This window comes from Amycolatopsis sp. (genome assembly GCF_035276945.1).
Taxonomy (GTDB): domain Bacteria; phylum Actinomycetota; class Actinomycetes; order Mycobacteriales; family Pseudonocardiaceae; genus Amycolatopsis_E.
The window spans coordinates 22,465-35,671 of the sequence record NZ_DATELF010000078.1 but is presented as its reverse complement, the minus strand read 5'-3'; the positions used below and the strand labels follow the sequence as shown (position 1 = coordinate 35,671).

General features: G+C 69.1%; 11 protein-coding genes and 2 pseudogenes. 5 read left to right on the top strand and 8 right to left on the bottom strand.

The window, feature by feature from the left end; all coding sequences use genetic code 11:
• Positions 1-1,214: 1,214 nt before the first annotated feature.
• On the top strand, positions 1,215-1,892 hold the full coding sequence (locus VJT49_RS13575; RefSeq protein ID WP_324165145.1) for a hypothetical protein: 678 nt from the start codon (positions 1,215-1,217) through the stop codon (positions 1,890-1,892).
• Between the two features lie 291 nt (positions 1,893-2,183).
• Here VJT49_RS13575 and VJT49_RS13570 read toward each other — a convergent pair whose 3' ends face one another.
• Positions 2,184-2,996, bottom strand: coding sequence for a DUF1684 domain-containing protein (locus VJT49_RS13570; protein ID WP_324165144.1), 813 nt, complete (start codon positions 2,994-2,996; stop codon positions 2,184-2,186).
• Between the two features lie 99 nt (positions 2,997-3,095).
• Entirely contained in the window at positions 3,096-3,794 is a 699-nt protein-coding gene (locus VJT49_RS13565; protein WP_324165143.1) for a TauD/TfdA family dioxygenase, read from the bottom strand.
• A 253-nt stretch (positions 3,795-4,047) separates the two neighbouring features.
• Between VJT49_RS13565 and VJT49_RS13560 the strand changes: the two genes are divergently transcribed.
• Entirely contained in the window at positions 4,048-5,052 is a 1,005-nt protein-coding gene (locus tag VJT49_RS13560) for a DUF5914 domain-containing protein (RefSeq protein ID WP_324165189.1), read from the top strand.
• Here the strand turns inward: VJT49_RS13560 and VJT49_RS13555 are convergent.
• The 6 genes and pseudogenes from VJT49_RS13555 to VJT49_RS13530 all read right to left on the bottom strand — a co-directional run.
• Positions 5,004-6,575: an FAD-dependent oxidoreductase gene (locus VJT49_RS13555; protein ID WP_414635943.1), complete on the bottom strand. Its 1,572-nt coding sequence runs from the start codon at positions 6,573-6,575 to the stop codon at positions 5,004-5,006. The genes VJT49_RS13560 and VJT49_RS13555 overlap by 49 nt on opposite strands.
• Positions 6,576-6,580: 5 nt before the next feature.
• Positions 6,581-6,889 (bottom strand): lycopene cyclase domain-containing protein, encoded by a 309-nt coding sequence (locus VJT49_RS13550; protein WP_324165141.1) that lies wholly within the window; start codon positions 6,887-6,889, stop codon positions 6,581-6,583.
• Positions 6,886-7,242: a lycopene cyclase domain-containing protein gene (locus tag VJT49_RS13545; RefSeq protein ID WP_324165140.1), complete on the bottom strand. Its 357-nt coding sequence runs from the start codon at positions 7,240-7,242 to the stop codon at positions 6,886-6,888. Before VJT49_RS13545 ends, VJT49_RS13550 begins: the two co-directional genes overlap by 4 nt.
• Positions 7,221-8,210, bottom strand: coding sequence for a phytoene/squalene synthase family protein (locus VJT49_RS13540; protein WP_324165139.1), 990 nt, complete (start codon positions 8,208-8,210; stop codon positions 7,221-7,223). The genes VJT49_RS13545 and VJT49_RS13540 overlap by 22 nt, the downstream gene beginning before the upstream one ends.
• A 199-nt stretch (positions 8,211-8,409) precedes the next feature.
• Entirely contained in the window at positions 8,410-9,663 is a 1,254-nt protein-coding gene (locus VJT49_RS13535) for a glycosyltransferase (RefSeq protein WP_324165138.1), read from the bottom strand.
• A 33-nt stretch (positions 9,664-9,696) separates the two neighbouring features.
• Positions 9,697-10,046: pseudogene (locus tag VJT49_RS13530) on the bottom strand (DUF2867 domain-containing protein); the annotation flags it as partial.
• A gap of 21 nt (positions 10,047-10,067) precedes the next feature.
• Here VJT49_RS13530 and VJT49_RS13525 point away from each other — a divergent pair.
• The 3 genes and pseudogenes from VJT49_RS13525 to VJT49_RS13515 all read left to right on the top strand — a co-directional run.
• Positions 10,068-10,319: pseudogene (locus VJT49_RS13525) on the top strand (metal-sulfur cluster assembly factor); the annotation flags it as partial.
• 438 nt (positions 10,320-10,757) lie between these two features.
• Positions 10,758-11,996 (top strand): flavin-dependent oxidoreductase, encoded by a 1,239-nt coding sequence (locus VJT49_RS13520; protein WP_324165137.1) that lies wholly within the window; start codon positions 10,758-10,760, stop codon positions 11,994-11,996.
• A 167-nt stretch (positions 11,997-12,163) separates the two neighbouring features.
• Positions 12,164-13,054: an SDR family oxidoreductase gene (locus VJT49_RS13515; protein ID WP_324165136.1), complete on the top strand. Its 891-nt coding sequence runs from the start codon at positions 12,164-12,166 to the stop codon at positions 13,052-13,054.
• Positions 13,055-13,207: the final 153 nt, after the last annotated feature.

Genomic DNA, 13,207 nt, shown 5'->3' with positions numbered 1-13,207 from the left:
GCCGCAGGCCTGGGGCATCAGGTGAGGAGGACAGGTGCCCATCTGTTCCTCAAGGGCGAACACGCCAGGACTTGGCCAGTTCGTGATCGCGTACGCCACTGGCTCAGTGGCTGGGCCGCGCGGTCGTTACGCTCCTGGAGCGGGTGCTTGGGTCCGGCGTCGCGTGGGCCTCGGTGTTGTGCTCCTTCGCTGGCGCCTTCGAGGTGGCCGCGGAGCTGGGTTCGGCGAGAAGTTTGGCGCAGTGGGCAGCCACTTGGTCCTCGCCAGCCGCGGTACTGATCAGGATCCTGAACGCGGGGTTCTCCAGCGCCTTACCGTGCGCGGAACCAGCGCTGGCGGTGTAGGCGTGGCACAGGCCCAGCAACGAAGGGGACGGGGACGCGTTCGAGTCGCCGTTTCCGTTGGATCTCGCGCCTGCGTGCGAAGACTCACTGGCCGGTGCGCTCGAAGCGGCGGCCGACCCGGGTGTCGGGCTGCCGCCTGACACGTCTGGGAGATGGCCGGTGGCGGCGACCGCCGCGACGCCTCCGACGGCCGCGGTCGCGGAGGCGGCCACCGCGACCTTGGTCGTGAGCGGTTTCGCCAGCACGGTCTTGATCAAGGGGCGTCTCCGTCTCCGAGGTGCAGGGACGAGACGAGTGGGCGAAGCGTCATCGCAGCACAGGCACCGCCTCGCTCACTGCCGCGGACGGGATAGCCGCCGGAGTGAGCGGAGGGTCGGGTGCGTGTTTGGGACCGGCACCCAGGACTCTGCCCGGGTACCGGTCGAAACACCGTCGACGGTTCGCGCTCGTCTCACCTGCATCAGCGCCGGTGCCCCCAATCGTGTCACGCCCGTCTCCGAACCGTTGCTTTTCCGAGGTCAACGGTCGGCGTCCGGCAGGCGTCAGGCCGGTCTGATCATGCGGGGGCAGGGCCGCCGGGAGCCCGGCATCACGGGAGCGGTGGGCTCCGGCCGCCATGGTGAGATCGTCTTACCGATCGGCGGTCGCCAACTGGACCGTTCCGCTTGTGACCGTCGGTCGAGATCGGAATGGTTACTGAACGGACTCAAAGTGGATACCGAGACCATCACATCCTGGCGCGTTCGTCCTTTTGGGTTAAGGTTCGCCCACCCGATCCGCGCAGCGCTCTCATCCCGTTGCGCACGCACCCAACCCATGAGAGTTTCTCGCATGAAGCTGGCTCACCGACGTTCAAGGTGCGCTGCAGCCGTGGTCTGCCTGACCTTCGGCCTCCTGCTCGGTTCTTCTGCCGTCGCCTCGGCCGAGGACACCCAGGATCCGCGCGCGATCGCGCACGACGGAAACGTCACCACGTGTGGAAGCGCCGGAGTGAGCGGCACCCTGCTGAAACCTGTCGTCGACTACCAGTTCACCGGTGGCGTTCCCAACGTCGATCAGTACGTCACGATCACGGGTGTGTCCGGCGGCGTCACGGTTTCGGCTGTCGTCGTCAAGGGCGGTGACGGGTACAACGTGTACGTGCCGGGCCGGCTCGGCTTGCCGGCGACGCCGCCGTGGACCAACCTGAGGTCTCCGCTCAACGGTGGCGGCAACATCCCGCAGATCAGCCACTGGTACGTGTGCGGGACCGCGACCACACCCAGCTCGATCACCGGCAAACCCACGACGACCCGCACGAGCAGGAACACCACGACCTCCGGGCCGGCTGGCGAAACCACCACGGGCAGCACGGCCGGGAGGTCTTCGTCATCGATGGCCGGCGGTGCCGCGGCTGCCGCCACGAGCACTTCCTCGGTCGTGAACACGAACCAGTCCAACCTGGCCTACACCGGGTTCAACGGCGGCTGGCTGGTCGGTCTCGGCGCGGTACTGGTCCTGGGCGGCGCCGCACTGCTGGTCGTGCTCCGCGTTCGCCGGAAGGCCTGAGGCCCGGCCCCGGGTTCCGTTTCGGTGGCTTTGCCGTTGCCCCACACGGCCGTCGGACTCGCGCATCCGACGGCCGGTGCACGGCCGGCTGGAAGAAGCGGGTGAAAAAGGTCTCGACCCGGACGGTGACCAGTTCTTCCACGAGCGGATGCCGCTGATTGAACGAGAAGTGCCACGACAGCGAGATCCGGGGATCGCAGTACGAAAGCTCACCGTCCGGAGTGGACAGTCGCAGGTCTGGCCTCCTTCGGCCGAGGTACGTGCCGTGGAGGTTGTTCATGGTTGCCAGGTTCAGCGGCGTTCGTACGGGATCTGTTCGCCGGTCTCGATCGCGATCGGCAGTCGGTTTTCCGGTGGCGGCAGCGGGCAGGTTGCCAGATCGGTGTACGCGCACGGCAGGTTGGTGGCGCGGTTGAAGTCGAGCGTGACGACGCCGTCGGCGTCCGGTGGCGGTACGGGCAGCACCCGGTTGGCCGCGTAGGTGGTGACGCCGGAGGTGGCGTCGGTGAACAGCACGATCAGGCTGTCCGGGCCGTGTCCTGGAAACGCGGTCAGGCTCAGTTCCCGGCCGTCGAGTTCGAGGTCGATCCGGCCGGGCGCGTCGTAGACGTGCTCCAGCCCCTCGACGGCCGCGCCTACCGTCGTCGGCCTGGGGCGGGTGAACGGCTGGTAGCGACCGGCGATCACCCACCTGGGGTGCGGCGAGTAGGCCGGGGTGCCGGTGTACGCGGTGCGTAGCGGGTTGTCCGGGTGGCGGGGCCGCACGATGTCCTGCCCTCCCCGCTTGGCCACCTCGATCACCGCGTCCCCCCAGACCGCGTTGATCCCGCCGCGTTCGGGAATGACCCCGAACGAGTAGCGCCCGCGCACCACCGCGCCGTCGACTACCAGTTCCTCACCGTCGTCCAGGACGACGGTGACGCCCTCGCGGCCGGTGGACCACGCACCTGGGGCATCGGGAAACCGCGTCGGCACCTCGCCGAGCCAGTGCAGGCTGGTGATCGCCAGGAACCCGTGTGGGTCGGCCAGCCGCTCCTCGTGCTCGCGGTGCCAGTCCTGCCACTCGGCGGCGAAGGCGTCGAGGTTCGTGGTCGGTGTGCTCATCGGTCCTCCTTCTTCGATGGTGACGAGCTTCGATGGTGACGAGAGTCATCCGGCGGCGCGGCCGACGTGGGCGTCAGGGACCGCCGCGCCGCCTTGCCGTTATCGCCCTACGATGACCTTGCGGTAGGCGCGCGGCCCGTCGCCGTAGTCGTCCACCGCGTAGTGCCACGTTGCCAGGTTGTCCCAAAGCACGAAGTCGCCGGGTCGCCAGCCGAACCGGATCGTGTAGTTGGGCGACGAGGCGTGCCCGAGCAGGAACGGCAGGATCGCCTTGCCCTCATCGGCGGTGACGCCGGTCAGGCCGAGCGCCGACGAGCTGATGAACAGGCCGGGCCGGCCGGTGTCCGGATGCCGCAACACCACCGGATGCTCGATCGTCTCGCGAACCCCGTCCCGCTTGCTGTCCTGGGCGTAGTTGGCCGCATCGGCGTCGTAGACGGCATTGACCGATTCCAGCAAGTGTTTGACCGGCTCGGAAAGGTCGTCGTACGCGGCCTGCAGGTCGGCCCACAACGTGTGGCCACCCAGTTCCGGCACTTCCTGATAGGTCAGCGACTCGATGCTGAACGGCGGATTCCGCCACAGGCCACCGATGTGCCAGGTGCTCGCTTTTCCGGTTTCCCGCACGTTGTACGGGTAGACAAGCGGATTCGCCTCGTCTTCGATCGCGGTCGGATGCCGGAACGGCTCACCGAAGATGCGCGCCGCCCTGACGTGCTCGTCCGGCGTGAGGTGCTGGCCGCGGAACACGAGCACCTTGTGGGTGAGGAACTCCTGCCCGAGCGCGTCATCGGACATGAGCCTTGAGGCCGATGACGTGACGCTGACACGATTGGTTCCGCAACACAAGAATAGGGTGAACGGGCTGGGAAAATTTCCTCGGCCGGCCTGGACGCTCGGTCATTTGATCCGCTTTCGACGGGTACCACGCGATTTCGCTTCGAATCGGCGCCGACATTGATCAAATCCTGGGTTTGCCGGCCGGCCGGGGATCGCCCAGGATGGTGTCCTGTTCCCGAGGAGGCGGGCGCCGGTGCGAGTAGGGCAATGGATGATCGACAGCTGGCCGGCCGGATGGCCGATCCAGCCGTTCGGAGAACCGGCATGGGCCGCGCAACGGCCGACCTACCACGACGCGGACCCCGCGGTGATCGAGGCCGCGGCAAAGCGCGCCGCCGCCCGGCGGTCGGGAAACTGGTACGTCGTGGGTGCCAGCCGCGACGTCACCGGCCGCGCTCCGTTCGGCGTGACGGTCGCCGGCAGGGAACTGGTTGCCTGGCGGGACCGGAACGGCCGGCTGACCGTGGGGCCCGGCGTTTGCCCTCACCTCGGCGCGCCCCTGGCAAGGGCCCGCCTCGATCACGGCGATCTGGTGTGCCGCTGGCACGGCCTGCGGCTCGGGCGGGGATGCGGTAAATCCTGGCGGGCGCTGCCCTGCCATGACGACGGCATACTCGCCTGGGTCAGGCTCGACCGGGAAGGCGGAGAGCCGCCCACCGAACGGCCGACCGTGCCGTCGCGGCCGGACAGCGGAGCCCAGGTGGCCGCGGTGACGACGATGACGGGCGTGTGCGAACCCGAAGACGTGGTCGCCAACCGGCTCGATCCCTGGCACGGAGCCTGGTTCCATCCTTACTCGTTCGCCCGGCTTCGGGTGCTGTCCGCCCCCGCCGTCCATGCCTCGACCGATGACGAAGACCGGTTCGTAGTGGCGGTGACGTTCCGCGTCGCGGGCCGTTGGGGCGTGACCGTGCGTGCCGAGTTCAGTTGCCCTGGGCCGCGGACCGTGCTGATGCGCATCGTTGAGGGCGAGGGCGCCGGCAGCGTGGTCGAGACGCACGCGACGCCGCTCGGCGCGGGACCGGACGGCCTGCCGCGGACCGCGGTCATCGAGGCCACGGTGGCCACGTCGGAACGCCGTGGTTTCGCCCTCGCGCGGAGAACCGCACCGGTGTTGCGTCCCTTGATGCGGCGTGCGGCCGAGCGGCTGTGGCGCGATGATCTCGCCTATGCGGAGCGGCGTTTCGCGCTCCGCCATCGCCGTGCCCTTCGATGACCGGCGGCGAGCCAGCGCAGCGGCGCGAGCCGGCCATGGTTGGGCACCGACGAGATCGCGTGCCCGGCCAGATCCCAGGTGCGCAGCAGCTGGTTCGCCGCGAGGAAACCCGAAGTCGCCGCCCGTTCCATCAGCGCGACCGGCAGGTCGACCCGCACACAGTCACCGGCCAGCACCACATTCGGATCCCCGGTGGTGACACGGGGGCGTCGGGCGAAGCCACCGAGCCCGAACAGCGGACAGTCCTGCCGCCACACCGCGATGTCGCCCACGACCCCGGCGGCCGTTTCCGGATAGATCTCGCGCAGCAGCCCGGCCACCCGCTCGCTCAGCCACGCAGGGTCGCCGGTCTTCGCGGCGTAGGCGTGTAGTTCGACAACCGAGCCGCCGGTGCGGGCCGCCCACTCCGCGGCATCGCGCTCGTACCGGTCGAGCACGCTGATGTTGTCCAGCGGGGAAAGGCCGCCAGTGCCCAGGAACGCCGGCCGCGCGGGCGATACGGGCCGGTCCAGCCACAGTCGCCGGACCAGGAACGGAGGCGCGACCCGCAGCGCGGCGACATCGTCACGCCATCTCGCGTCACCAAGGTCCGGTGATCGCTCGACGAGTTGACGCAGTCCGCCGGTGTCGAGCGCGAGCACCACCGCGTCGGCGCGAAGGGGCCGGCCGTCTTCGGGATGGATGACGTAGCCACCGGACCGATCCCGGCCCACGGTGGCCACCGCCGTGGCGATCCGGATGTCGGTTCCACGAGCGGTCAGGTAGGCACTCAGCGGGTTCCACAGTGCGTCCGGGAACGGCGCCGAGGGGACGTCGAACACCAGGCCTTCGCTGGAGCCGAGAAAGTAGAGATGGAACATGGTCGCCAACTCGGCCGCGGAGAGGTCGGCCGGGTCCGCGAAAAAGCTGCGCGAGAAAACCTCGAAGGCCAGATGCCTTGCCGCCGCGGGGAAATTGATGGACTTCAAATAGGACGCGGCGTCGACGTGGTCGAGCTCGTGGTAGATGTCCGGCACCGACACGGCCGCCAGGGGCAGGGCTTTCGCCGCGCGGAGCCTGAGCAGATCGCGGACGGAGAAGGTCGGGCTGCGCAGGGCGAACGCGAGCGCGTTGAGCGGTGGTGCCTTCGGCAGCCCGGCAAAGGTGTCGATGAGGCCGCGGGCATCCCGCAGCGGATAGTCCTCGAGGGCGACCAGCCGTTCCAGGCCGGGATCGGTGCGCCGGAGCAGCGCTCGCAGGTTGTAGTACTGGCGAAAGAAGGCATGGAAGCCTCGGCTCATGGTGACCTGAGTGCCGTCTCGGAGCCTGGCCGGCCAGGCGCCGACCCGGCCCCCGAGGTAGGACTCGCGTTCGAAAAGCGTGACGCTGACACCGCGTTCGGCCAGTGCGGTGGCGGCGGTGAGCCCCGCGATTCCGGCACCGATCACCGCGGTTTCCGGAACTCGCGCGCCGCTTTCCGGCCGCGGGGCTCCGGGGTGACCGGGGTAGGTCACGCGCCTGCCATTACCTGAGGGCGGGCTCACCGAGATCACTCCCTGTCCACGGCCCGCCACAGCATGAGGGCGGCCGTGGTCAGCACGAAGCCGAAGAGGAAGTCTTCGATCGGGATGTCCCAAGGGAAACGGACACCGCTGATCGCGGCCGGCGAATAGCGGACAACCGGCGTGGGCAGTTTGGTGAGCCAGCCGTCCACCGGAACCTGGAAGGCGGTCACGATGGCCATCGTGACCCAGTACGCGGACGTGCGGAACAAACCGGTGCGCAACACGAACAACTCGAGTGCGACCACCGCGGGCACGGCCAGGGTGACCGGCACGGTGTAGGCCCAGGGGATCATCGCGCCGCCCGTGACTTGACCCGATTCTTGTGCGTGCGCAGTCTCGCCAGGAGTGCGGAGGTGGTTTTGACCGCCTCGAAGGTCAGGATCGCGCAGGTCGGGATGATCACGAAAAACAGCGCTTCCTCCACGGGAATGCCTCCGGGCAGGCGAATTCCGGTGATGAACGCCGGGTCGAAGTTCCATGCGCCCGCCGCGATCGCCAGTGCGTCCCAGACCAGGAAGAGCACCGACACCGGCAGCACGGTCAGGACGAGGCGGCTTGGCCTGCGGTATACCCGGGCGCGGAGTTCGAGCGGCAGGGTGATCAGGACGCAGGCGCCCAGCACGATCAGGTATTCCGCGGTGCCCATGTCACCGTACTCCACGGGGAAGGGGCCCGGCCCGGGGCGTATCGCAGGCGGGCTCGGTGCGCGCGGGCGAGAGCTCCGGCGGCCACCACGAGCCTGCGCGGGCCCGGCACACTGGCCCGGACGGCGAACACGTTGTGGCCGGCTTGTTCGATCCGAGCGAGGATTTCGGAGTACAGCGTGAAGGCGGTCGCGACGCACGGCCGCGAAACCGGGTGCAGCATCGCGATGCCGGGATGGGCGAAGCGGTAGACAGCGCGGGTGGTGGCGATCTGGTCGGCGAGCGCTTGGCGGACGCGCCGGTCGATGCGCCGTGACCGGGCGCACCAGCGGAGGAGATCGCGGTCGACGCCGAACGCGGCAAGCTCGTCGGCAGGCAGGTAGACCCGGTCGCGGTCGAGGTCCTCGGCGACATCGCGGAGGAAGTTGGTCAGCTGGAACGCCTTGCCCAGCGCCGCGGCGTGCGGTGCGGCCTCCGCGATCGTGGTGACGGTAGCCAGCACCGGCAGCATCTGCAGGCCGATCACCTCGGCCGACCCGTGCATGTACCGCTCGAGCGCGCGCCGGTCGGGATAGCCGGTGACGGTGAGGTCCATGCGCATCGAGCGCAGGAACGAGGAGAAGTACCGCCGCGGTATGCGGTAGCGGTGGGCGGTGTCGACCACGGCCGGAAGCAGCGGCCCGAAACACCGCCCGGTTTCCAGGCCCTCGTAGAGACGTCTTTCCGCATCGCTCACTGCGGCGTCGAGGTCGTCTTTGCCGGCACCCCGCGGCGGCTCGTCGATCAGGTCGTCCACGTGGCGGGCGAATCCGTACAGGGCGTGGACGGCCGGGCGTTGACGCGGGTCCAGCAGCCTGGTCGCCAGGAAGTAGGTCCGCCCGTGGCGGGCGTTGACGCGGCGGCACTCCCGGTAAGCGGTGCGCAAGTGGGGTTCGGTGATGCCGGCAGCATCGAGTTCACGCTCAGCCATGATCGGCTCTGTCCTGGCAGCGGGATGTGAGTGTTAGAAAAACCACGATAGTGAACGCCCGGACGTCGCGCAGCGCACCAGATTTCGGTATGACTCAGCGGCAGGAGTCAACGCGTTTCCGGCCGGTACCGGCAGGTTGTCGAAGAGTTCGGTGGGGTTGACCGGAACCGCCCCTGATCGGTCTGGCCGCCGCACACGGTCAGGGCGTTCGCGATGGTGTCCAGGGGACGGCTTGCGGCGATATCGCGGGCCAGGCGCCGCGCCTGTTGCCGGTAGGTGGAGGTGTGCAGCACGGTGCGTACCGCGGTGGCCAGGGCGTGCTCGGTCGGCGTGCCGGTGCGCAGGTCGATGCCGGCGCCGGTGTAGGCGACGCGGGCGGCGATCTCCGGCTTGTCGGCGGTACCCCGGCGACGACCAGTGGCACGCCGTGCGCGAGGGCGCACTGGACGCCGCCATAGCCGCCGTTGGTGACCATGACGTCGACCTGGGGCAGCAGCCATTGGTAGGGCAGGAATTCGGCCACGCGGGTGTTGGCCGGCAGCGGTGCGGGCAACTCGCCGGCCGGGGGACCGCCGGTGGTGGCGACGACGAGTGCGTCTTCGGTGGCCAAAGCGTGCAGGGCCGGTCCGATCAGCCGGTCGAGATCGGTGTTGTCCCACGTGCCCTGGGCGACGTGGATCACTGGCCGGCTGCCGGCGAGTTCGGGCCACGAGGCCGGCAGCGCGGTCTTCGGGGGCGGTTCGGGGAGTACCGGGCCGGCGAAGGTCACCGTGGGCGGGAGGTCGCGCCGCGGGTATTCGAAGGACGGCACGGTCAGTTGCAGTAGCCGGTCGGCCAGTTTCGGCCAGTCGATGAGGAACACGGGAAGCCGTGGGCGGCCCAAAGCCCGCAGCTGGCGGTCGGCAAGAGCCTGGGTCGGGCCGAACAGCAGCCGGTGCACCACCCAGCCCATCGCCGGGTAGTCCCGCCGCCGGGTGGGCGGCCGGCCCATGCCGAACGGAGGGGTGTCCACACTGGACAGCATGAGTGGCACCACACCGCAGGCGAGCACCGGCGGCCGGGGTGCGCCGGCAAGCAGCGTGGGCAGCACTCCGGTGAAGGCGACGTCGACCAGCACCGCGTCCACCGGCCCGGTCCGCAGCGCCCGGTGCAGAGAGCGGTGCTGCGCGGCCATCGGCTCGACGAACAGCTCCCGCAGCTCGGTGCGGCCGCGTCGCCACCGGTCGACCGGGCCGGTTACACGCGCGCGATGTGCCTTCGCGGCCGGCGGTGCGATGTGGCATTCAGGGGCGAGAGCGACCGGATCGATCCCGGCGGCGCGGATCGTTTCGGTGAACTCCTCACCGCTGAGCATGCGCACCCGGTGTCCCCGGCGTACCAGGTCCTTGCCGATCTGCGTCATGGGTGCGACATGGCCGGGCACCGGGGCGGCGGCCAAGAGGTAGTTCGGCATGGCCTTCCCTCCGTTGTGGCCGGCAAGCCCCGCTTACCGGCCGTGCCGGCCTTCGGCGGTGCCGGTGATGTCGCGCATGCCACCGAAGATGATGTTGTAGAAGTCCAGTACAGGTGGCCGGCGAGACCGTACGGCTCGAAGATCGCTCGCTGCCGGCAGGTTGATCCGCCGGGGCATGACGGACAGTTCGAGCCAGGCGCTGTCCCGTACCAGCATTTCGGCGCGAAGCCGGAGCAGGCGCGGCCGCTGCGGGCCTTCGACGCGCCGCCAGTCGAGCGCATCACCCACGTGCAGCCTACGCAACCGCGGCGGAGCCCTACCCCGCCGGCCAACCGCTCGATGCGGCCTCCCACCGCCCACGTGAGCGGAAACGAGTACCAGCCGCGGCAACGCCACTTGCACTACGACGGCTGATCCAGAACATCCGGATCGACTTCGGCGTGGTCACCATCGAGATCAGGCTGACCAGCCCCTTCTGCATGCGGGCCGGGCTCATCGCCGACCAAGCACGCACCACCGTCGACCGCCTTCCCGGCGTCACCGACATCCGGATCGAGGTTGACCACGCCGCGGAGTGGATGCCCGAGGACATGGACGCTGAGGCGCAAGCCGCACTGCTCCGCGTCCGGCCGTTGCGGCTGACGGTGGTCTCGTGAGGCCCGAGATCGGGGCGGTCCCCGGCTACGCCGATCGGCTCCGGCTGGACGGGCGGGTCGTGGTCGTCCTCGGAGCGGGCGCCCGGACGGGGGCGCCGGAGCGCGCGATCTCGTGGGCATCGCCGCGATCGGTGCACTGGAGGACTTCTGGGACCGCGGCGTGGAGTAGGAATTCACCGCGTAGCGTGGCTCGGGAATGTCCACGATGGATCTGCGGTCGTGTCCATTGTGGTGCTCTTACGGTACGTGGTGTTCTGGCTCGCTCCGTCCGTTTTCCGGTGCGCAGAATCCTCTGCCGTCACGGTGTCTCTCGGCGGCGTGGCCGTGTAGGAGTGGTTCTGCGGGCCGCCGACGTAATCGGACCTGCAGCAGGTCCACCCGGATCGCCACCACGAGCCGTCCCCCTGTGCGCCAGGGATCGGAAGGAGTGAGTCCTCGATGAGAGTAGTCATCGTCGGTGCGGGTATCGCCGGGCTGACGCTCGCGCTGGAGCTGCACGATGCGGGGATCGAGTGCCGCGTGTACGAGGCGGCTCCGGAGATCCTGCCGATGGGGGTGGGGATCAACGTGTTGCCGCATGCCACGAAGGTGCTCGGTCGGCTTGGCCTGGAGTCGGCGTTGGCTGAGGTGGCTGTCACCACTCGGGAGTCGGTGTTCTACAACCGGTTCGGGCAGATGATCTACCGCGAGCCGGCGGGGCGGTTCGCGGGGTATTCCACCCCGCAGTTTTCGATTCATCGGGGTGAGTTGCAGACGGTGCTGTTGCAGGCGGTGCGGGAGCGTTTGGGGTCTGATGCGGTGGTTCTGGGCCACGTGTGTCATGGTGCGTCGCAGGATGAGCGTTGCGCCACGGCTCATTTCCGGGATCCTGCCGGTGTCGCGCTGCCCGCTGTGCGGGGCGATGTGGTCCTCGCGTGTGACGGGGTGCATTCGACGATCCGCAAGCAGCTGCATCCGGAGGAGGGTGAGCCGCTGTATACGGGCGTGAACATGTGGCGGGGGACCACGGTGATGCCGCCGATCCTGACTGGGGCGTCGATGATCCGGGCGGGGTGGCTCGCGGGTGGGAAGATGGTCATCTATCCCATTCGGGATGATGTCGACGGCCAGGGTAACCAGTTGGTCAACTGGGTGGCGGAGTTGCAGACCGAGCGCCATGAACGGCGGGACTGGACTCGCCGTGCCGACGTCGGGGACTTCTTGTTCGCTTTCGAGACCTGGCGGTTCGACTGGCTCGACGTGCCGGAGATGGTCCACCACGCGGGGGAGGTGCTGGAGTACCCGATGGTGGACCAGGACCCGCTGGGCCACTGGACGGTGGGGCGGCTGACGCTGGTCGGCGACGCCGCGCATCCGATGGTCCCGCGGGGCTCCAATGGGGCTGGTCAGGCGATCCTTGACGCGCATGCGCTGCGGACGGCTCTGGTGGAGTGCGCTGATCCCGTTGCCGCGCTGCGTCGGTATGAGGAGGTCCGGCTGCCGGCGACCGCGCGGGTGGTGCGCACCAATCGGGTGCGGCCGCCGGATGCGATCCTGCGTGAGGTGTGGGAGAGGACCGGTGACCGTCCTTTCGAACGGATCGAGGACGTCATCAGCCTGAGCGAGCTGCAAGGGATCTCCGATTCCTACAAGGAAGTGGCTGGCTACTCCCGGGCGCAGCTGGCCGACCCCGCGTGAGCGCCGGGCCGCCCCGTCCCATCCAGGGAATCCGCCGCCGTCAAAGAGAAGGCAATGGTGCCAGGAGACGCCATGACGGAGACGAGTCCGCGAGCCCCCGAGGTTGACGGACGGACGTTCGATCCCTTCGACCCGGGTACAGGCCGGGGACCCGTGTCCGTGGCTGCGTGCGGCACAACTCGACCAGCCCGTGTTTTACCTGCCGGAGCGGGACATGCGGTGTGTCACCCGCTACGCGCACGGCTCGGCGGCGAGGAAGCGCAGCGCATCGGGCCGGTAAACGAGTACTTCGCCGGCAAGGGGGCCACCGGCGCGCTGCGCGCCTGGGTCCAAGGGCTGTCGCGACTGTGCCGGGAATCGTTGGTCGCCGCCAAGGCGGCAGGGGTGGCGGCGCTGCATCTGCCGCTGGACGACGGACTGCGGCCGGAACAGGGGCTGTTCCTCGACGTGATAACCGGCGGCCGACAGGCCCCGGCCGGGTCGCCGACGACGAGGACTGCGCGTCACTCGTGGCGGCGACCGTCGAGACCTTCGGCGGTGTCGACGGACTGTTCAACGTGCCCGCCGACCTGTCGGCGGGCACCCTCGGCCGCGACACCGACCTCCTCGACGTGCCGCTCGAGGTCTGGCGGCGCAGCCTGGAAGTCAACCTCACCGGCTACTTCCTCACCGCGCGGCACGCCGTCCCGGCCATGCTGGCGCGTGGCGGCGGCGCGATCGTCAACACGATCTCCGGACTGGTGCTGCACGGGGACCGCAGGCGGGTGGCGTACGGCTCCTCGAAGTCCGGTGTGGTCGCACTGAGCAAGCACATCGCGACCCGGTGGGGCAAGGAGGGCATCCGTGGCAACGTCGTCGCGCCCGGCCTCGTGCTGACCGAGAACTCGATGACGAACAACGACGAGCAGTACCGCGCCACGGTGTTCGAGACACTGCGTTCACCCCGCTTCGGACGACCGGAGGACATCGCGGCGGCGGTGACCTTCCTGCTGTCCGCGGACGGGGAGTGGATCAACGGGCAGGTCCTGCCGGTCAACGGCGGTACCGGCCTCCGCTGACGACACCCCGGACTTCGAACCAGCGCAGGTGCCCGGTCTCCAGCGCGCGGTTACCAAACCCAGTTTCCGGCCTTCTCACAGATGTTGGCCTTTCCGGCGTCAGAAGAACCAATTGCCCAGCCCCTTTTCAGGGTCAGCGGCCAGTAGGACGTG

Excerpts from the sequence above, each read along its gene's own strand:
- VJT49_RS13570 (WP_324165144.1), bottom strand. The coding sequence starts at position 2,996 with ATGAGCACACCGACCACGAACCTCGACGCCTTCGCCGCCGAGTGGCAG.
- VJT49_RS13565 (WP_324165143.1), bottom strand. The coding sequence starts at position 3,794 with ATGTCCGATGACGCGCTCGGGCAGGAGTTCCTCACCCACAAGGTGCTC.
- VJT49_RS13560 (WP_324165189.1), top strand. The coding sequence starts at position 4,048 with ATGATCGACAGCTGGCCGGCCGGATGGCCGATCCAGCCGTTCGGAGAA.
- VJT49_RS13550 (WP_324165141.1), bottom strand. The coding sequence starts at position 6,889 with ATGATCCCCTGGGCCTACACCGTGCCGGTCACCCTGGCCGTGCCCGCG.
- VJT49_RS13545 (WP_324165140.1), bottom strand. The coding sequence starts at position 7,242 with ATGGGCACCGCGGAATACCTGATCGTGCTGGGCGCCTGCGTCCTGATC.
- VJT49_RS13540 (WP_324165139.1), bottom strand. The coding sequence starts at position 8,210 with ATGGCTGAGCGTGAACTCGATGCTGCCGGCATCACCGAACCCCACTTG.
- VJT49_RS13535 (WP_324165138.1), bottom strand. The coding sequence starts at position 9,663 with ATGCCGAACTACCTCTTGGCCGCCGCCCCGGTGCCCGGCCATGTCGCA.
- VJT49_RS13520 (WP_324165137.1), top strand. The coding sequence starts at position 10,758 with ATGAGAGTAGTCATCGTCGGTGCGGGTATCGCCGGGCTGACGCTCGCG.